The organism is Methanoregula sp. UBA64, assembly GCF_002502735.1.
In the GTDB taxonomy this organism is placed as follows: Archaea; Halobacteriota; Methanomicrobia; order Methanomicrobiales; family Methanospirillaceae; genus Methanoregula.
Genome location: NZ_DAQC01000001.1, coordinates 172169 through 190985, shown reverse-complemented (window position 1 = coordinate 190985; position 18817 = coordinate 172169). Strand labels below are relative to the sequence as shown.

At 57.5% G+C, this 18817-nt stretch carries 23 protein-coding genes and 1 pseudogene; 9 read left to right on the top strand and 15 right to left on the bottom strand.

Going from position 1 to position 18817, the window contains the following annotated elements:
- From BP758_RS00910 to BP758_RS00895, 4 genes are all read left to right on the top strand, one after another.
- Complete coding sequence (locus BP758_RS00910) at nucleotides 1–1908, top strand: ASKHA domain-containing protein (RefSeq protein ID WP_292367800.1); 1908 nt, start codon at nucleotides 1–3, stop codon at nucleotides 1906–1908.
- Nucleotides 1909–2946, top strand: coding sequence for a hypothetical protein (locus tag BP758_RS00905; RefSeq protein WP_292367799.1), 1038 nt, complete (start codon nucleotides 1909–1911; stop codon nucleotides 2944–2946).
- Between the two features lie 15 nt (nucleotides 2947–2961).
- Entirely contained in the window at nucleotides 2962–3738 is a 777-nt protein-coding gene (locus tag BP758_RS00900; RefSeq protein WP_292367797.1) for an AAA family ATPase, read from the top strand.
- Nucleotides 3739–3933: 195 nt separating this feature from the next.
- Nucleotides 3934–4215, top strand: a complete 282-nt coding sequence (locus BP758_RS00895; protein WP_292367795.1) for a nucleotidyltransferase family protein — start codon at nucleotides 3934–3936, stop codon at nucleotides 4213–4215.
- Nucleotides 4216–4407: 192 nt separating this feature from the next.
- Here the strand turns inward: BP758_RS00895 and BP758_RS00890 are convergent, their stop codons facing one another.
- The 3 genes and pseudogenes from BP758_RS00890 to BP758_RS12335 form a co-directional block, all read right to left on the bottom strand.
- Nucleotides 4408–5082, bottom strand: a complete 675-nt coding sequence (locus BP758_RS00890) for a hypothetical protein (RefSeq protein ID WP_292367793.1) — start codon at nucleotides 5080–5082, stop codon at nucleotides 4408–4410.
- A 2-nt stretch (nucleotides 5083–5084) separates the two neighbouring features.
- A complete protein-coding gene (locus BP758_RS00885) occupies nucleotides 5085–5615 on the bottom strand; it encodes a hypothetical protein (RefSeq protein WP_292367791.1) in 531 nt (176 codons plus the stop codon).
- Between the two features lie 71 nt (nucleotides 5616–5686).
- Nucleotides 5687–5815 (bottom strand): annotated as a pseudogene (locus BP758_RS12335) (DUF2164 family protein); the annotation flags it as partial.
- Between the two features lie 785 nt (nucleotides 5816–6600).
- On the opposite strand from BP758_RS12335, the gene BP758_RS00875 reads away from it, so the two are divergent.
- From BP758_RS00875 to BP758_RS00855, 5 genes are all read left to right on the top strand, one after another.
- Nucleotides 6601–6792 carry a hypothetical protein gene (locus tag BP758_RS00875; protein WP_292367788.1) on the top strand — a complete coding sequence of 64 codons (192 nt, stop codon included), beginning with the start codon at nucleotides 6601–6603 and terminating at the stop codon, nucleotides 6790–6792.
- Nucleotides 6793–6796: 4 nt separating this feature from the next.
- Nucleotides 6797–7303: a type II toxin-antitoxin system VapC family toxin gene (locus BP758_RS00870; protein WP_292367786.1), complete on the top strand. Its 507-nt coding sequence runs from the start codon at nucleotides 6797–6799 to the stop codon at nucleotides 7301–7303.
- Between the two features lie 235 nt (nucleotides 7304–7538).
- On the top strand, nucleotides 7539–7724 hold the full coding sequence (locus tag BP758_RS00865) for a hypothetical protein (protein WP_292367785.1): 186 nt from the start codon (nucleotides 7539–7541) through the stop codon (nucleotides 7722–7724).
- A 918-nt stretch (nucleotides 7725–8642) separates the two neighbouring features.
- Nucleotides 8643–9200, top strand: a complete 558-nt coding sequence (locus tag BP758_RS00860; RefSeq protein WP_292367783.1) for a MarR family transcriptional regulator — start codon at nucleotides 8643–8645, stop codon at nucleotides 9198–9200.
- Between the two features lie 55 nt (nucleotides 9201–9255).
- Nucleotides 9256–9621 (top strand): HEPN domain-containing protein, encoded by a 366-nt coding sequence (locus tag BP758_RS00855; protein WP_292367782.1) that lies wholly within the window; start codon nucleotides 9256–9258, stop codon nucleotides 9619–9621.
- Between the two features lie 83 nt (nucleotides 9622–9704).
- On the opposite strand, the gene BP758_RS00850 is transcribed toward BP758_RS00855, so the two are convergent.
- From BP758_RS00850 to BP758_RS00795, 12 genes are all read right to left on the bottom strand, one after another.
- On the bottom strand, nucleotides 9705–10307 hold the full coding sequence (locus BP758_RS00850) for a hypothetical protein (RefSeq protein ID WP_292367780.1): 603 nt from the start codon (nucleotides 10305–10307) through the stop codon (nucleotides 9705–9707).
- A gap of 229 nt (nucleotides 10308–10536) precedes the next feature.
- Nucleotides 10537–10746 (bottom strand): TOBE domain-containing protein, encoded by a 210-nt coding sequence (locus BP758_RS00845; RefSeq protein WP_292367777.1) that lies wholly within the window; start codon nucleotides 10744–10746, stop codon nucleotides 10537–10539.
- Between the two features lie 173 nt (nucleotides 10747–10919).
- Nucleotides 10920–12662: a DUF2070 family protein gene (locus BP758_RS00840; protein ID WP_292367775.1), complete on the bottom strand. Its 1743-nt coding sequence runs from the start codon at nucleotides 12660–12662 to the stop codon at nucleotides 10920–10922.
- A gap of 93 nt (nucleotides 12663–12755) precedes the next feature.
- Entirely contained in the window at nucleotides 12756–13652 is an 897-nt protein-coding gene (locus tag BP758_RS00835; RefSeq protein ID WP_292367773.1) for a carbohydrate kinase family protein, read from the bottom strand.
- The gene (locus tag BP758_RS00830; RefSeq protein WP_292367772.1) at nucleotides 13649–13987 is read right to left on the bottom strand and encodes a DUF555 domain-containing protein; all 339 of its coding nucleotides are present in this window, start codon (nucleotides 13985–13987) and stop codon (nucleotides 13649–13651) included. The genes BP758_RS00835 and BP758_RS00830 overlap by 4 nt, the downstream gene beginning before the upstream one ends.
- A 34-nt stretch (nucleotides 13988–14021) precedes the next feature.
- Nucleotides 14022–14549 carry a nitroreductase family protein gene (locus tag BP758_RS00825; protein WP_292367770.1) on the bottom strand — a complete coding sequence of 176 codons (528 nt, stop codon included), beginning with the start codon at nucleotides 14547–14549 and terminating at the stop codon, nucleotides 14022–14024.
- A complete protein-coding gene (locus BP758_RS00820; RefSeq protein WP_292367768.1) occupies nucleotides 14536–14892 on the bottom strand; it encodes a hypothetical protein in 357 nt (118 codons plus the stop codon). The genes BP758_RS00825 and BP758_RS00820 overlap by 14 nt, the downstream gene beginning before the upstream one ends.
- A 177-nt stretch (nucleotides 14893–15069) precedes the next feature.
- Nucleotides 15070–15417, bottom strand: a complete 348-nt coding sequence (locus tag BP758_RS00815; protein WP_292367766.1) for a DUF5350 domain-containing protein — start codon at nucleotides 15415–15417, stop codon at nucleotides 15070–15072.
- Between the two features lie 83 nt (nucleotides 15418–15500).
- Entirely contained in the window at nucleotides 15501–16232 is a 732-nt protein-coding gene (locus tag BP758_RS00810) for a class I SAM-dependent methyltransferase (protein ID WP_292367764.1), read from the bottom strand.
- Complete coding sequence (locus BP758_RS00805) at nucleotides 16229–17227, bottom strand: AAA family ATPase (protein ID WP_292367762.1); 999 nt, start codon at nucleotides 17225–17227, stop codon at nucleotides 16229–16231. The genes BP758_RS00810 and BP758_RS00805 overlap by 4 nt, the downstream gene beginning before the upstream one ends.
- On the bottom strand, nucleotides 17214–17942 hold the full coding sequence (locus tag BP758_RS00800; protein ID WP_292367760.1) for a 4-phosphopantoate--beta-alanine ligase: 729 nt from the start codon (nucleotides 17940–17942) through the stop codon (nucleotides 17214–17216). Before BP758_RS00800 ends, BP758_RS00805 begins: the two co-directional genes overlap by 14 nt.
- Complete coding sequence (locus BP758_RS00795) at nucleotides 17939–18805, bottom strand: pantoate kinase (protein ID WP_292367758.1); 867 nt, start codon at nucleotides 18803–18805, stop codon at nucleotides 17939–17941. The genes BP758_RS00800 and BP758_RS00795 overlap by 4 nt, the downstream gene beginning before the upstream one ends.
- Nucleotides 18806–18817: the final 12 nt, after the last annotated feature.

The following is an 18817-nucleotide window of genomic DNA, read 5'->3' as shown; positions in this document are numbered from 1 at the left end:
ATGCGCACCGTAACCTTCCTCCCGAGCTATCGCAAGATCGAGGCAAAGCGCGGGACGACCATTCTCGACGCCGCACAAAGAGCCGGCATCAACATGAACGTGGTCTGCGGAGGGCAGGGAAAATGCGGCAAGTGCATTGTGTACGTCCCGTCCGGGAAGGTCGAGTTCGACCGGCAGAAATACGGGCGGTTCTTCTCTGAAGAAGAACTCGCCAAAGGCGCCTGCCTTGCCTGCGAAGCGATCATCCAGGGCGACCTCCAGGTGGTAATCCCCGAGAGCACGCTCATCCAGGAGCAGAAGATCCTCGTGAACGGCATGGATTCGGAGATCGAGTTCCACCCGTCCGTGAAAAAATACTATGTCGAGCTCCAGCCGCCGACGCTTGCCGACCCGTCCCCCGACCTCACCCGCCTGCTCTGGGGGATCCAGAAGACCGGCGGCCCGGTGGCCGAGAAGATGTATGCACCCCTCGAAGTGATGCGCGAGATCCCGGCCGTGCTCCGGCACAGCGACTGGAAGGTCACCGGCACCATCGCGCTCGTACCCGGCGGGTACCGGCTCATCGACCTCCAGGAGAACAATACCTCAACGAGGCTGTACGGCGCAGCCGTAGACCTTGGCTCGACCACGGTGGTCGCGTACCTCTGGGACTTAATCACCGGGAAAGTGGTGGCCGTTGCCTCCAACTACAACCGGCAGATCAGCTGCGGGGAAGATATTCTCGCCAGAGTCAACTATGCCCAGAAGAACGGGATAGAAAAGCTCCAGGCCCTGGCGGTGGACAGCATCAACACGGCGCTGACCTCGGCAGCAAATACCGCCGGGATCGACCGCGAGGATATCTACGAGGTCGTTGTCGCGGGGAACACCGTGATGACCCACATGCTGCTCGGGATCGACCCGGCGTATATCATCAAGGAGCCCTATGTCCCGGTCGTCCAGCGGGCGCTCTCCGTTGCTGCCGCACGGATCGGGCTTACCTGCAACAAGAACTGCGGGCTCTTCGCGTTCCCGGCCGTGAGCGATTTTATCGGCGGCGATATCATAGCCGACATCCTTGCCTGCGGCATGGGAGACCAGGACGGAATCTCGCTTTTGGTGGATATCGGGACGAACTTCGAGGTCGTACTCGGCAACAATGAATGGATGTTCTCCTGTGCGGGAGCGGCCGGGCCGGCGCTTGAAGGCGGCGAGGTCCTCTTCGGGATGCGGGCAAACCCCGGGGCGATCGAGAAGATCGCCATCGATCCGGTCACGCTCGACCCGAAGTATTCCACGATCAACGGGGTAAAACCCCGCGGCATCACCGGATCCGGCCTGATCGACACGCTGGCCGAACTCCTCTCTGCCGGCGTGATCGACCGCACGGGCCGGATCAATACGGAGATCAAAAATCCCCGGATCCGGACCGGTGCCCATTTCCCGGAGTACGTTGTTGCATGGGCGCCGGAGACGGATATCAAAAAAGACATCGTGATCACGGAAAACGACATCAAGAACCTCATCATGAGCAAGGCGTCCATCCATGCGGCCTGCGTGACCTTAATGAAAGAGGCCGGCGTCACGCACCTCGATATCGGCACCATCTACTTTGCCGGGGCATTCGGGAACTACATCAACAAGAAGAACGCGACCATTGTCGGCCTTATCCCGGAGATCGATCTCGAACGGATCAAGAACATCGGGAACGGTGCGGTGGCCGGGGCAAACCTCGCCCTCGTCAACCGGAGAAAGCGCAAGATGCTCGACGGGATTGCCGGCCGGATCGCCTACATCGAGCTCAATGCCGAGCCCTCGTTCATGGACGAGTACACATCGAGCGCCTTTTTGCCCCACACCGATCTCTCGCTCTTCCCCCGGGTCCAGGCGCTCCTCGAATCCGTGCGCGAGAGGAAGGAGGCACACTAAATGGCAAAAATGATTCCCCCGCCGTATTCCCTTGCCACCGGTGTCGGGGCGCTCCCCCACACCGATCCAAAAGAAGCATGCAGCGATGTCCTCGAAGCGTTCCCGGAATTTCCCTACATCCCGACGCTCCCGAACCGCGGGCTTCTTGAAGGCATTGTCTTTAACGATTCCGCACAGCTCCCCGGGGGGGTTATACGGGAGGAGCGGTTGTTCTACGACAGCACGAAGGACAACACCGCCGCAATGGAGCAGGTATACCTGGATTTTGTGGAGGAGAATTTCGCACCCTATGCCCTTGACGCTGCGCACTCCTCTGCATTTCCCGAGATGATGACCCAGAAGTTTCCCCGGACGCAGGTGCTCAAGTGCCAGGTTACCGGGCCGGTGACCTTCGGGATGCAGGTGGTCGATGCCGAGAAACGGCCCATCTACTACGACACCCAGCTCGCCGATGTGCTCTCTAAAATGATCGCGCTCCGGGCCCGCTGGTGCGAACATGAGATGCAGGAGCGGACCGGGATAAAAGAGACGCTCGTGCTCCTTGGCGAACCCTACCTTGCATCGCTCGGGTCGTCCGTTGTCCCGATCGACAAGGAGAGCGTAAAGAGCGGCTGGCAGGACATTGCTTCCCTGGTAAAGGGTGGCCTTGGCATCCACTGCTGCTCGAACACTGACTGGGAATTTATCATGAACCTTGACCCTGCCGTGATCTCGCTCGATGCGTACACGACTGCAAAAGAGTTCCTGCTCTACTCCGATGCGATCCGGGCCTACATGGAACGCGGCGGGGTTGTTGCATGGGGAATTGTCCCGGCCGAGTATAAGATCTTTGCCACGGAGACGGTCGATTCGCTGTATGCAAAGTACTGCGATATCCGCGCCCAGCTCACAAAGCAGGTTCCTGTTGAACTCTTCGATGCGCAGTCGCTCATCACCCCGAGCTGCGGGATCCGGTTTGCGGATGTCGCAGGCGCTAACGCCATCCACCATGCGGCGGCGGAGATCTCGCGGAGGATCCGGGCCGGGATCACGCAATAACAAAGGATGACACTCATGACGCAACGACCGTTTACCATAGCCCTCTCCGGGAAAGGCGGGACCGGGAAGACCACGACCAGTTCGCTCCTTGTCCGGGCATTCATCGCGGCCGGCCAGACCCCGGTCCTTGCCGTAGATGCCGATCCGAACGCAAACTTCCACGAGGCGCTCGGGGTCGAGGTAAAAGAGACGCTCGGGAGCATGCGGGAAGAGGCATTCACGCGAAACATCCCGCCGGGCATGAACCGGCACGACTATGTCCGGTTCCGGTTCCGGCAGGCACTGGTCGAAGCAAACGGTTTTGACCTGGTTGCCATGGGCCGGCCCGAGGGTACCGGCTGTTACTGTTTTGCCAACGATCTCCTCTCGGAGTGCATGGTGCAGCTCGAACGCGATTACAAGTTCCTCGTGATCGATACCGAGGCGGGGATGGAGCACATCAGCCGGGGTACGATAGGAAAGCCGGACGTGCTTTTGATCGTGAGCGACCCCGGGGCCCGGGGCCTGCGGACGATTGCCCGGATCCGGGAGATCGCCACCCAGCTCGGCCTTGAGCCGGAGAAGATCCACGTGGTCTTCAACCGGTATAAATCCGGCGCTGCGCCGGTGGATATCGGGAACGAGAAGCCTATTGCGGTGATCCCGGAAGACCCGGCGGTCGAGGCGGCGGACCTTGCGGCAACGCCGGTTTCAAGGATTCCTGAAGACAGCCCGGCGTGGCAGGCGGTACGGACGCTTGCCGGGAAACTGATTGTGATGGCGAGGGAGAAGGCGGCAAAAGAGGGGAAGTAGGCAACGAATTCCACATTGCCGGTTTTTCCCCTAACACCCCTTGTAAAAAAATCCCAGACGACATGTCATATGAGAAGTCCCGGCCTTTTGATCTGACCAAACTCTTATTTTCAGGGAATCCCCTATTTCCATACAAGGACTATAGTGATCCAGATGCCCGAACAGGTAATCTCCCGAAAGCGGAAAAGTCCCATCATGAAAAGGCTGGAAACCGCAGCACCAGCCATCCGCACAAAATTCGGGGTGAAACGTATCGGTATCTTTGGCTCCTTTGCCCGTGGCGAACAGACGCGGAAAAGCGATGTTGATGTTCTTGTCGATTTTTTGCCGGGCAAGGAAACGTACGCAAATTTCATGAACCTCGCGGACTATTTAGAGAATCTCTGCGGCAGGAAAGTGGACATCCTTTCGGAAAAATGGATGTCCCCACTCCTGAAACCCTTCATCAGCCAGGATGTGATCTGGATTGAAATCTGACAAGGTTCTCCTCATCCACATCAAATAACGAGATAGAAAAATCTTATTGGGCTGATTTAATTTGTGAAAAATGGTTAGGGAGACGAAGTGCCCGAATGCTCATGAGATACTATCACATTATAAAAGTCCCTTCAACCGCAGATTGTTTGAGCCTACTCACAGAATTTTCTTAATTATCACTCAAAAAATTGTTCATGCTGCGGTCATCTTTTTTAGTGCCCCTTTAATCTGATTAACGAAAATATCTTCATTCGTAATTCTTAGAGGAGTTAAACGAAAATTAGGATAAGGCCGTGATTTGGGTTGAAGATACTCACGAAGCTGAATATGATCTGAATTCGAGCAAAGACCACTTAATCGTATATTTGACCCCATATCATCAATCAGTCCAACGAATGCCCGTCCAAGATGTTTCGGGAGGGTGCCCGCATAAAATTTGCATTCCCAACAGCCAAAGAGGCTCGCCGCCGGGGGATCATCAGGGTGTTGACGACATTCATATGCATTTTCGGCTCTCATAATGCAAACATCAAGTTCATGAGTCATATTGCTCGTTCCTTTGAACTCAACTCCGGCATGTATCTCAAAATTGTGATTGTTAAGCGAGAATTCTGCATAGCCATAATTTCGTGTTCTCGAATGGATTTGACCCGGCCCACCCCTAAAGATAAATGGATTCGGGGGTCCGTTAATTCCACGTAAAATTGGTATTTCACCTAACTCACGAACTGCTTTCAGACATAACCCAAAGACATATGCTTCATAAGCTTTCTCTTCTACCCTTCGAACTAGCTCATACTGACCAATACCCAGTCGATGATTCAATAAATTATCAATTGCTGTTTCAAGGTCACGAATTGTTGCCACAATTATCCTTCCTTGAAATTCGTTAAATATCGCAGTACTTCCAGGTTTTTCTTTTGCGATTCAATTAACTCGAAAGAGGGAGGTATTAATTCTATAGTCTCCTCCCCTCTTATAGACATTTGAGTTTCTGTTCGAAGTTCGATTTCTACGGGTTTTCTCTTTTCTGCGGACACAAAACTATTTTTGTCTCGTATGTTTTTTTCGTAAGATCTATCAAGCGATATAAGATTCGGCCCCCCAAGTAGAGTACTTCCTAAATTTTCAGTCATCGATTTAACAAAAAGGGGTTGTTCGATAAAATATGACTCTAAAGCATCCACTGCAATCTGTAACGCTTCTGCGTGGCTATAAGGAACTTTTTTTCTGTAGGTGTGTGGATTTTTCCTTTTGTCAATTTCGGGCTCTTCTGCACGGATATCCTTTCCAGAATCTATCTCTGATTGGATCTTCAATGCAAGATCTTGATTGCGCTCTTTAAGTTTCTGCATGAGTAACGAAAGAGCGTTTTCTGGAGTATACTCATGAGCACTCATAGTATTCCCATTCTTATGTTAGTGTTTAATTAATCTCGCCTCTTTGCTGCATCTCTCCTCTCTGCCTCCCCTCACCCCGCCCGTATCCCCATCAAATCCTCCGTGGCCTCTTTCATGTACCGGTACGCATTGTCCACGCCCTGGTTATAAAAATCCGGGGCCAGCTTCTCTATGATAAAGTCAAGGACCATTTCGGCCGCGAGATCGCCGAGCTATTCGTCCCGCTCTTTCTTGAAATAGTGTTTGATCTCCGCGATCATGGCGGCTTTCCGCTCCTTTGATAGTTGGATGGAGCACTCCTTTCGCATGTTTGATCCGCTCTTTTAAGATATGGAAAGTTGGGGCTGATAAAAAATAAGGAGCCATCCAATTCCCCCTATATATTAGTGCATTTTCCTCGCGTTGTTCTCCTCACCGGACCTGTCACGGGTAACGAACCCGTCACGGGTATTTGACCTGTCACGGGTCAGATGACCCGTATGAGGGTGCCCTAAAACAAGGGTCCGAAAAACAGCCGCACCGATACGGCCTGGCAGACCGTATCCCAAACAAGCCCGATTCAGCCCCGGATTCCCGTTTCCCGATCCCGCCCCTTCCCGGAAAAGCCCGTAAAATGCTCCGCTCGGGTTCGCATGGAAAAAACCCTCAAATCAGGCCCAGTTTGCCGAAATACGCCCGCTTTCGATGCCCGTAAAAGGGCCACCAGGGGCCTGTAACAGGGATCGTTTTTGCCACGTCCAGTCACCCTTGCGACCCCTGGATCGGCCAAATAAAGAGTGCTATCAGGTGCATTTTTCTCTGACGTGAAAATGTAATTTTTCCCTGAATTCGTGCGTGTTTTGCATTATTGAGTACGTATTCTGGCCCGGCCGGGCTCTCACTTCACCATACACTCAATCTGATGATTCGGGAAACTACCTGAGGTGATCCGGTCCCGGGATACGCAGGGTTAATATTTTCCGGAGCGTATAACTCCTCAATTATCATGAGCACGAAAGCACGAACCGCCGAATCACCCGGGACCCCGGTTGCAGCACCCCGCACGAAGGCCCGGTCGTTACCCAACCGTGGCGAGGATATGCCACTCTCCCCGGTCCAGCGGATGCGGCAGAAGATTGCTCTTGCGGACCCGGAACTTGTCCGCCGCATCATTACTGATCCCCTCCTGGAGCAGTGAGGGAATGGCAGTCCGTCAGGAAAGCGACGCGACTGTTTTTATCGATGCAAACATTTTCTTAAACATTGTCCTTGGCACCGGCAAAGATGCTGCTGCCTGTACCCGGTTCCTGGAAGATGCAGATGCAGGAATATTTCCCAGCGCAACCTCGGTTATTGTGCTCAACGAAGTTCTTCACCGGCTCCTCATCGCTTCCGTTGTCAGCAGCAGCGGAATCGATCCAGAATCGGCAGTCCGCCAGATGAAACTGCACCCGGAGCTTGTCCGGGAAGCAGAGAATGTCCGGGAAGTGATGGAGGATATCCGGAGTATCCGCCCCATGGTTGTGTACGGGATCACCCCCCAGACATTCGAACGATCCCTGGCTGTCATGCAGGAATGGGGGCTTCTTGGGAACGATGCACTTCATATCGCATGCATGGAAGAGCATTCAATCGAAATTATCGCGACCTATGACCGGGACTTTTCCCGGGTCCATGGGATCAATGCCCGGAAACCGGACGAAGTCTGATCGATCTTTTGTGAGTGGGGATGATGCCCTGCTGCGGTTTTCTTTACCGTGAAACAAATTTTATACATTAATACTGTAAAGAATCGCACAAAAATTGACATTGGCAAGTATGTGATCGCAGCATCACAGCTCGAAGAACCGGTTCTCTCGCATAATGAATGGTCTCGGGCATTCCTCTGAGGGAGAAGCACATATGCCCGTGCAGCACTATATGAAAATATTAAGGGGTGAGGACATGACGGTCACGGTCGAAGGAAAAATGGTGGACAGGCGCACGATCGTACTCGATCAGCCGCTCGCCAGCGGCCAGAACGAAGTGATCGTACGGCTGAAAGAGAAGACCGTTCGCACAAAAATACCCATGCCGGAACCCTTTGTTTTAAAGATCGCAGAAACGGATATCGAAGAGCTGGCTTCATGAATGTTTCCTCCATAGCCGCACCGATCCGGCCTGACGGACCATATCCCAAACACACCGGTTTTCATTTTTTAAATCCCCTTCACATACGTGCGATTCTTCCCCCTCCTCGCTTCGGCCCGGAGTCGCTCGGGCGCCTCGTCGGACCCTCTGCCCGGGCAAGGATCTTTTTGGGGTTGAGGATCCCGGTACGTGCGTAGCGGGAAAACCCGGCGAGGCGTTTTCTCGCGTGGGGCATCGTTTACGTTCGAACAATAGTTCTTCACATACGTACGATTCTTCACTCTCCTCTCCGGGTAAATGCGGTTCATTATTCACGGTTCCTTCGGAACGGCTGCATTGCTCGCTCGTGGGGGTATGGGGGCGAAGCCCCCGTCCGCGTGATCCATCCGGGACCCGATGACTACATACAATCCCCACCACACTTCCCAAAAAGATTCCGGGTCGCACCCCCGCTCATTTCAAAGCTGCATGAGGGGTCATCCGAGATCCTTTTTGCCAACAAAGAGAGGGGGGTACCCCCCTCTTAAAAAAAATCCCGGGTGGGGGGGTACCCCCCGTTTCCGGCCAACAAGGGGGAGGGGGTACCCCCTACCCCCCCTCCCCCCACGCGATCGTTCCCGACACCATCCCTCCGTCGATGACTCCATGGGAAATAGTGAATTATGGTGCCGGAACCGGAGGGGGGTACCCCCCACCTTTACGGACAGGAGGGGAGGGGGGTGATCCCCGTTTTCAAAAATAGCGGGTGGGGGGGTGGCCCCCACCCCCCTGCAAACAGCTGATCGACCGACCCCGAAATCGCGTGCGGAACAGAGAGGTCATCTCCTCTACCAGGATCGTGAGATCTTGCATACGTGACCATTGTTCACGGATCGCAAACATTTTGTTCACGGAACGTGAACACTTGGTTCAGGGACTATGAACGAACAACTGCATGATCTCTCCGCACTCTTCCGGACCGGGGAACGCGTCACCCTGCTCCGCGCCGTCCTGCTTGTACCGGCCTGCACCGTGCAGCAAATCGCCGCAAAGACCGGGTTATCAAAAGGCCTCGTCTCCCCGTACCTTGCCCTGCTCGAACATGAAGGCCTGCTCACGCGGACCGACCGCACATACCATCTGGAATTTTCCCCAATGACCCTTGCCGTAAAACGTCTGCTCAATACCGATCTCGTCGCCGCCGCATTCAAAAAACCGGCATGGGCTTGTGGCACCGGCATCTACGGGAGCTGGGCCGCCGGGACAAACACGGAAGAGAGCGACATCGATCTCTGGGTGTACGTAAAAACCCTGCCATCCGGGGTGATGGTCGCAGAACTTGAGCGGGAAGTATCGCGTGCAGTTTCTGCCGAAGCCCGGGTCCTGGTCCTGACACAGGAAAAAATGGCCGGGCTCAAACAGAGCGATGAACCGTTTTACCGGTCCTTTGTAAAACAATCAATCACGCTCGAAGGTGAATCTCCTGACACGTCTTGACGAATGTTACGAGCGAGGACTCCTGCGAAAGGTTACACCTTCAGGCGGGAAGGCAATGCAGTCCCTTGAACAGGCCCGCGAGTGGATAACCGAAGCCGGCTTTGACTGCGATGCCGGCGCGGTGCGTTCTGCCCTCATGGCTGCATACATGGGATATTTCCACGCGGCCCGGGCAATTCTCATCCGTGACGGGATCCGGGAGAAAAGCCATTACTGCATTGGCGTATATCTCGAAGCCTGCCGGGACGCGGGACTGCTGGAAGACGAATGGGTACTACAGTTCGATCACATGCGGGGATTACGGCAGGACGATCAGTACAGCCTGGATGCCCGCCCTACTTCGGAAGAGGTCAGGCAGGCCATATCAGACGCTAAAAAATTTATCGAGCGCATGGACCTGCTCCTGAAAACTCCGCGATAAGTATCCCCCGGCGCTCCCTAAAGGTACATTCCGGCCGGATACGGACGATAAAAAAACAATCGGTGCCGTCGGATAAAAAAAGATCAGGCCGGCATCCCGAACAGTCCTTTGAACATCCCCACAATCCGGTCCCACAAGCCGGCCTGCTGCTCAGTCTGTGCCGGGGTTGCCAGCTGCGGCGTGGCCGTTGTCCAGACCGCGTCCGAGACCGCAGCAGTCCGGGTTACCTGCGTGCTCGTAACGGCCTTCCCGTTTTTGTCAATTTCGTGGAGATCGAGGACCGTTATATTTGCAGGCGCCGGCACTGCGGGAGCCGTTCCCTTCAGCGTAACGCTCAGTGCCTCGCTGCCATGCCCTTTGTAGGATAACAAAAGGCCGCTTAAGTCAAGGGTCTGGTTGTAGTACGCAGGTGTCGTGGACGACCCGCCATCGCCCGTTGTGATCGTGTACGACCATGCGGGCTTTGCAAGACCGGTGGTCATGACCAGGTCGCCTGCTGCAGGAAAGGTCGGTTCGGAAGCTTCTGCCGGGAAGTCCACGCTGAACGTAACCGTCACCGGGGCATTCTGCGGCAGCGGGCCGGAGGGATTCATCGTGTAACTCTCCACATTCCATGCCGGGACAACGGGAATGCATACCGCAAGGAACACGGCTGCAAGAAGGATGCGCTGTATCGTATGCTTCATGGGAAACCACCGGGAAAAACGAAGCCTGGTATTCCTTAGTCACTCTGCCGGCCCCTCATAAAAATTGTCGTTGTCCCGCAGGGTAAAAAACCGGCACACGCAGAAATGACCCGGTTGCCAAAAAATCCCCCGGCTCCGGGGAGGTGCCCGGATCAAGGAGACGGACGGATCCGGCATTCAGCGGAAATATCACAAAGCATCCGGACAGATCCCGGAAATAAAAAAGAGATTAGTCTACTGCAACCATGACTTCGCTCGACTTGATGACAGCGTATGCCACCTTGCCGGGTGCAAGCCCGAGCGATTCCACGGACTTCTTCGTGATGATCGAGGTGATGAGCTGGCCGCCGGGAAGTTCGATAACGATCTCGGAGTTGACGGCTCCCGGGGTGATCGATTTTACCGTGCCTTTGAGCATGTTTCGTGCGCTGATCTTCATGGTTCTCACCATATCATCCTTTCAGGTGATACTATAAATGCAATCCGGTCTTCGAACCATTGCCTGCAGGATTTTCCATAAATTTCCCGGCACAACCGGATCGTCCACCGGATCAGGGAAAGAAAAAAGAAAAAGCGGTGAGACCGTTCCCCTTGGGTAAGACATGAACAGGTCTACACCAGCACCACGTATGCCGCAAGCGAAAGCAGGAATGCCAGAAGCAGCATGGCAAGCGAGAGCGGCGCCACAAAGATGAGCATCGCGTTTACCGTGCTCGCGAGCTGCGAGATCCGGTTGGAGCCAAAGACCACCACGTGCTCGCACTGCGCCGTTGTTGCCGCACACTCGGCATCGCCCAGATCGGCAATAGCCTCGCGGACAGTGTCCATCACGAGCGGGAGGAAGGTTTCTGCCGGGATGGTCAGCCCGACCGGGTTCTTGCCGGTGATCGTGTTGACCACGTGGGTATCGGTTGTCATCACTTCGGTGGCATCGACAAGCGTGCGGATCTTTTCGCACAGGGCCTCGCGGACACCGCCTGCCATATTGTTCCCGTCAAAGAGGACATATGCGGTCTTCTGCCCGGCCGTCTCCACCACCATCACCTGCACGCCGAGATCCCCGAATCCCTCGTCCCGGGAATAGGGCAGGTGCCTGCGGGCATACCCGACCTTAAACGGTGCAAGGGGGGCGTTGCTGCACGATTCCATGGCGCCCGCCGCCCCTTTCTGGTACTCGGTCGCAGTCAGCGTTGCCGGGAGCACGGCAGACGAGAGATCGGTCATGCAGTTATGCGCATCGACAAATGCCACGTGCGGGAACCAGCGGTGGCCTTCTGCCATGATCGCAAGGCCGATGGAGTAATCGAGATCTTCGGTCATCTCCGGCGACCGGGTCGAGATCATCAGAATGGAATTCCCAAACCGCTGGTACAGGATCTTTACCGTCCCGCAGGTTATGCTCCGCGAGGGCGTTGCACCGGGATCGTAGGCGCAGTCCTTCTTTGAGGCTTCGATAGCCGCAATCACCTTGTCGATCTCGTTCTCCGAGACCAGGTTGAAGTCGTGCGAGGCGCAGCCGTGGGGGACGAGGGTCTCCTCTTTTGTCATCCGGTCGTGGATGAGCTTCGGGAGGTTGCCGCCCCCGATCTCGCCCATGGGCCCGGGGTGGAGGTTCGGGACGGTAAAGAGGACCGGCTTTTTTGCAGCCCGCCTGAAAAAGAGGCAGACCTGCGGCACGTAGATCTCCTCGCCGATGTCCCGGAAAAAGTCCTCCATCTCCTTTTTCGAGCCGTCGGTCATGTTTGCCACGAACGCGTTCACGAACGCGAGCCCGCGGATGCGGAACGCACGGTAGAGCGGGCGCTCGATCAGCCAGACAAGGATAGCAAACCCGAGGCCAAAGACCACGTGGAGGATGAGGGCAAATGCCACCCAGCCCGGGGAGAAGAGGAACCACCCGGCAATAACGCCGACACCGCTCTGCGTCACGGCCGGCAGGATCATCCGGGGCACGCGGTAATCGGAGATGGCAACAAGGACAAAGAGGCGCAGGCCAAAGACAAACCCGAGCGAGATCCCGTAAAAGAGCGGAAGGTACCGGATCCCGCCCGCGAGCGAGGCGAACGTGATGATGACGCCAAAGACCGTGCAGGAGAGCGCAAGGAGCGCCGACCGGTTCCACGTCATCGTCTTGCCGGAAAAATCGATGATGGGCTTGGTGAGCACGAATGCCGCGATTGCCGGGATGGTAAAGGCAAGGGTTCCCGAGAACGGGAGCTGGACCCAGACCCGGGCGATAGCGCCGTCGATGACCAGGCCAAGGACGATCATGATGAGGAGGGAGACCGGCCACGACGGGGCGCTGAAGAGATACTTTGTCAGCTGCCCGAGTTTGACATCCCCTGCCATTGCCATCAGGCATACCTCCTGCCGTACTTCATCGACACGCCACGCCCTGCGATCCCGGGGATCCTGCCCGGTCCTGTACCTGCTGCAAAACGCATGATCCTACCCCCGCGGCGCCGGTTGTTCCAGCGTGCCAAAGTGGCGGCTGTACCGTTCGAGCATCTGATCCCAGGTGGGAAGATGCGTCTGGCAGCCGGTGTGTTCGACCACATAGGAGGCAGTGACCGTTCCCACCCGGCAGCAGGCAAGGGGAGAATACCCCCGCACGTACGCGGAGAGGAACCCGGCCCGGTACGAATCGCCGGCCCCGGTCGGGTCGGCAAGGGTAACCGGGATCGCCGGGATCACGTGTTCGCTCCCGCCCGCGTACAGCGTGCTCCCGTCGCCGCTCATGGTAAAGATCGCCATTCCCACCATTTTTATGAGCGCTTCTTTTGTCGTGCCCAGCGTCTCGCACATCTTCTGCACCTCGTGCTTGTTTGCAAAGAGGATATCGGAGTTCGAGAGAATGGATTCGAGCTGCTCTTTTGTATACCAGAATACGTCCTGGCCCGGGTCAAAGGAGACAAACTCGCTCTTTTCCGCCACCCGGCAGTTGAACTCGGGATCGGCCGTTGCCATGTGGACAAGGGGAAGCGCCGGGGCCTCGGAGGTTGCAAAGGCCTTTGATGCGCCCCACTCGAAAAACGTCATCTGGTCGCCGGCATCGTCCGTGAACATGAACGCGGTCGGCGTGTGCGTGCCGGGCACGGTAAAAAACTGCCGGCTAATGCCGAGCGTCTCCATCCATTTCTCGTACTCGCTGCCGGCAAAATCGTCGCCAACGCAGGAATGGAGGGTGACGTCCTCCCCAAGGACCGCAATCCCGGCAGCAATGTTTGCCGCCCCGCCGCCGAACAGGATCCGGCGTTCGGTGATATGGGTTGACTGGTTCTCTTTGGGGAGATGGGCCACGCGGGAGATATGGTCGACCGCGGTGTGCCCGACGATATGGATCATATCTCTTCCACGTCCATAAGTTTGAGCGGCACCTCGTGGAGAGCCTTTCCTATCACGGATTTTGCAATCCGGCCCGCGTGCTCCTTTGATTCGGCCCGAAACACCCTCATCTCGAGTATCAGGCCGACGAGTGCCGTGTCCGCGACCACAATTGCGCTTGAGAGCGGCTGTTCGCAGAACGGGCATTCGAGCATCCCCGCTTCGACCTCGACAAACTTTGCCGAGGGGTTGAGGCGCTTGCCCGCTTCGCTGATTGCAATACCGATCGCATCGTCAAGCGACTTTGCTTCCTTGATGTACCATGCAGATTCCAGTGTTACCAGGTAGTCCGGCATTTATGATCTCCCCTTTTTTCTCTCCCCGTATTCCCTACCACGTATTATAATGGAGGTGGTTTTCGATATCCATGTGCTCCGCCCGCCGCACCGGGGCGCTGCTTTTTCCGACAGCAAGGATCGCTAAGGGCCGGATATGGGCGGGAAGTCCGAGATATTCCCGGACCTCGTCCTCTTCGAATGCCCCGGTCCAGCAGGACGAGAGCCCCCGGGCCCGGGCGGCAAGCATCATGTACGTGCAGGCAATGGTCGCGTCCTCGACGGCATACAGGATCCCGCGTTCCCCGTACTGCGACATCGAGCGGATGTAATTTGCGCAGACCACAAAGAGCGCCGGCGCTTCTGCCACATGGGCCTGCCCGAATGCTGCATCGGACATGGCCTGCCGGGCGTCCTCGTCGGTCACCACGACCACATCCCAGGCTTCGAGATTGCCGGCGCTCGGCGCCAGCTGGGCTGCGGCTACCACAGAGGTTATGTCTTCATCGGCGAGCGGTTCCGGGTCGAACTCCCGGACCGAGCAGCGGCCCAGAAGGAAACCGGAAAATTCAGAGTAGTCCATGGTCCGAGAGTTCCTGCCATGCGAGCTGCGCCGGGGTAGTCGATGCACTGATGGCCAGGGCAAGTTTTTCTGCGGCCTTTTCCGGCTGCTCGCTCTCCACGAGCGAGATCGCCTCGTTGAGGGAAGCTGCCGCCCGCTCGAACTCCTTATCCCCGGTGCTGTGGGCTGCAAAGAGGATCTCGGCCCTGACCTGTTCCATGAGGAGGAGGAGCATCTTTTTGCCGCCGCTCTTCTGGGTATCGGCAAAACCGGTCAGTGCCAGGCAGAGCTGGGAAACGATGATAAGTTCCGACTTTGCCCGTTCGCCGAACTGGTAGGATTTTACTGCGGTTGGAAGATCCATACTCACGATAGTCGCCCCGGGTAGATGATAATTATGATTTTGGCGTGCTTCCTATAAAACAGCCCCCGGAGGACGCGATAAGATTATTAAAAAAATGCCTGGGGGGCAGGGGTATGCCCCTCCTGAAATGAATCCACTGATCACGGATCAGGCACTAATTTTTTTTATACGGTAAAATTATTTCGAGGATTTTGCCTTTGCCCCGAGGGCAGAGACTTTTGCCCGGCGCATGCGCCGGCGGATGAGCGGGCTTGCCGTAGACTCGTTCATGCCCGAGCCACCGGACCGGTCGCCGCCGCGCCTGCCGCCACGCCCACCGCGTCCGCCAGATCCGCCGCGCCTGCCGCCGCGTCCGTGCTGCTGTTCCTCAGCTGCTGCCTGGTCGACTTTGCGTAAATTGATGCTTGACTTGAACCGCTGGTTGGGTCCCGGGCTCTTGCGCTCGCCTTCTTTTTTCGGGACGAGCCGGATCTGCCCCTTAACGCCCTTGACCTGTGACCAGAGGGTTGTACCTGTCTTACCCATATGTGAAAACTCCTTATGTAATTCTGCCGTGTGACTGATAAAGGTTGGGGAGGATCCCCGCAGGAGATGCCGGGGAACGGGACTCAGTTCCCGGGTTTTTGCGCATCCACGCAGATATTGTAGGCAAGCTGCGGGAACCGGCGCTCGATGAACGGCTCCATCCGTTGCGCAAGGGAGAAGAGCGGGTCGATCATGTCGATGTGGGCAAACGAGCGCCAGCTCACCGAGATATTGCAAAAGCCGGCCTCGACAAACATTCGGTACATCTCGTCCCCGTCGTAATACCGTTCCCCGAAATCCTTCATGACCACGTGGCTGACCCGGATCTTCTCGCTTATCTGGTAGATGGCCGGGATCCCCGAAGTGAGCAGTTTTTTCCCGAGCGTGCAGATCGAGATCGATCCCCCGGGTTTCAGGACCCGGTACGCCTCGTCGAGCATGGCGGCAGGATCCCTGAGGTAGGTAAAGACGAGAAGGCTTGAGACCGCGTCAAACGAGTCGTCCCTGAACGGCAGGCCCTCCCCGGTCCCGAGCGTAAAGGGCGAGCCCGGGCACCGCATCCGGGCTTTTTTTATCATGTTGCGGCTGATATCGATCCCGACCGCACTTCCCCCGTTCTGTAAATATTTCCCGATAAAAAGGCCGGTCCCGCAGCCGATATCGAGGAGCCTGCCGCCCCGGGGGAGGGCTTCCATCACGTGCGTGCTGATATGGGTGTGGTAGCACCGGCCCCGCGGGTGGTCGTAATGGGTGTCGTAGATGCCGGCGATTGCATCGTAGTGCTGCCGGATCTTCTCGACTTTTACCTGGCTCATGAGAAGATCTCCCGGATCCCCGTGGCAAACGCATCGATCTGGATATACTCGCTGTTCGCGTGCCCGAGGCGTGCGTCGGCAGCCGCCAGCGCCCGGGCAAGGGCCGGGTGGTTGTAGTCCCGGTGGGCGGCTTCGCGGATCTCGGCGAGCACCTCGCGGCCCGAAAGCCCGTAATCGATCATCAGCGATTCGAGCTGGCGGATGCCGCTTTGGACATCGCCCGACTGGATCAGGCGCAGGGCAGAAGATGCAACGGTCGCGGTCTCCGACTGCGAGAGTGCGGCAAGATTGCTGCACGAGCCGGTCTCGCTTGCAACCTGAAGCATCAGGATTGCCCGGCGCAGGTCTCCTTTTGCTGCCGCGGCGATCAGTTCGAGGTCGTCTTCCGTGCAGGACACTCTGGTCCCGGCCTGTTCCTGCCCTGCGATCTCCCGCAAGTGCCCGATCATGAGATCGGCGGGGATCGGCGCAAAGAAGAGCGGCAGGCACCGGGACGAGATGGCCGGGATTATGGCGCTCGGGTTTGTTGTGGTAAAGACAAACCGGCAGGTGCCGCTGTACCGCTCCATGATCCGGCGCAGGCCCTGCTGTGCATCGCGCGTGAGGGCGTGCGCGTCCTCAAAGACCATCAGCTTGAAGTCCGCGTCGAGCGGGCGGATCGAGGCGTACCACTTGAGGATGTGCTTGAAGTTCACAATGAGGCTCTGGCCTTTCTGGTACAGGTGCGCGTACCGCTCGTCCTCTTCGAGCAGTTTTTTCCCCTGCGAGAAAAGATCGGAGGTCTGGAAGATCGTGGTGTTGGTCTCGTAGTTCTCGCCGTACAGCTCGCGGGCAAAGCAGCGGATCGCGGCACTCTTGCCGGTGCCGTGCGGGCCGGTGAGCATCAGGTGCGGGAGGGTCTTTGCGGAGGCACAGGACGAGAGGATCGCAACAATCCGGTCCTGGCCCTTTATCTCGGCAAGCACTGCCGGGCGGTGCTTTTCAGTCCAGAGCATGCAGCCTCCGTGCCATTTCGTCTTTTGCCTCCGCTAAAAAGCCCCGGTTGTCCAGCCCCGCAACAAGACTCCGGCATTCATCGTCCGAGAGCGCGGTGCAGGCTTCGGCGATCCGGGGAAGGGCCCGGGTCACCTCGTCCACGATGGTCAGGGTCGCGGTCTTTGCCGTGCGCGAGAGCGGATTCAAGTCAACCGCAATCACTTTCTTTCCCATCCCGACAAGGACTTCGCACCGGTCGCCGTCTTCGAGCGGGACGAGCACGACATCGGCTGCATACATCCCCTCGCGCCGGCAGAAGGCCCGGTCGTGGGAGAGCGGGAGCAGGCGCTCGGCTTCTCCCGAGAAGACCGCGGCCCCGGCTTTGCGGAGGACGGCCTCGATCTGCTGTACCCGCTCCGGGGTCCGGTGGAAGAGGTTCACCTCCACGAGCGCCCCGCTCGCCTTCTGGAGAAGGGCAATCTCGTGTGCTGCAAGCGCCGCGGTATTGCCGTTCACGGAAAGCACCGGGTGTTTTGCCAGACGGAGCAGGGCTGCCGCGGTCTTTTCCGCACGAAGGGCACTGGCGCTGGTCTTTTCCCCGAGGAGGTAATCGAAGGCCTCGCCCCGCCCGTGGGAGGTGAGCCCTTCGAGGGATACGATCCCGGCGCGGGCGCACTCGGCAAGGTGCTCGCGGGTGACAAGCGATTGGTAGCGGGGGTGGTCTTTTGGGATCATTCTTTCACCTCAAGAATCCGGGTCCCGGACGCTGCCATCTGCATCCCGTACACCGTGCCAAACGGCCGGAGTACCCCGGCGGCCCCGGCCCCGTACGCAAAGACACCGTCGCCGAGCATTGTCATGGCTGCCGGGATTTTTTTTTGGTCGCACGCGGCAAGCACGGCTTTCACCGATGCCGTCTCAAGCCCGCTCTTTTTGGAAAATTCCCGGCAGCAGGCAAAAAATTCTGCTGCCGTCTCCGGCTCCCGCGCCGGAAACGCTCCTGCCACCTGCGCCATCTGCGCGGGCGACCCGAGGACATCGGGCGTATGGATCGGCCCGAAACAGACCGCAGAGAGCGGCCCGGCAAGATCGAAGCTGCGGCGGATGGTGCCGTGGATGCCGGGGCCGGTCCGGACCACCCGGCCGCCGCCCTGGCAGGCGGCGACGTCACCAAGACCGGTCTTAAACTTCACCTCGGTTTCATGGGCGATCTCCGCGATCTCGTCAGCGGCAAGCCCGAGACCGAGCAGCCGGTCGGTGGCGGTGAGCGTGGAGAGCAGTGCCGCTGCCGAAAGCCCGAAGCCGGCGCTGATGGGAAGCCGGCAGAGTGTTTCCACAGAGACCGTGGCCCCGAGCCGGTCGAGTGCGGAGGCGAGCGGCGGGGAACTCCTAGAAACCTCGACCGCTGACCCGTCCGCGGACTGCATACGGACAATGACCGAGGAAGTGCCGGCCTTACGGACGGTCGAGGTCACGCCCTCGCTGATGACAATGCCGGCGCCGATGCTCCCGGTGGTGGCCGGATCCCTCCCGTCCACTCTCCTGAAATAACCCGATATATGGCCGGGGCAGAATGCCGTAACGGATGCCGGTATCATCGGACAAGGTAC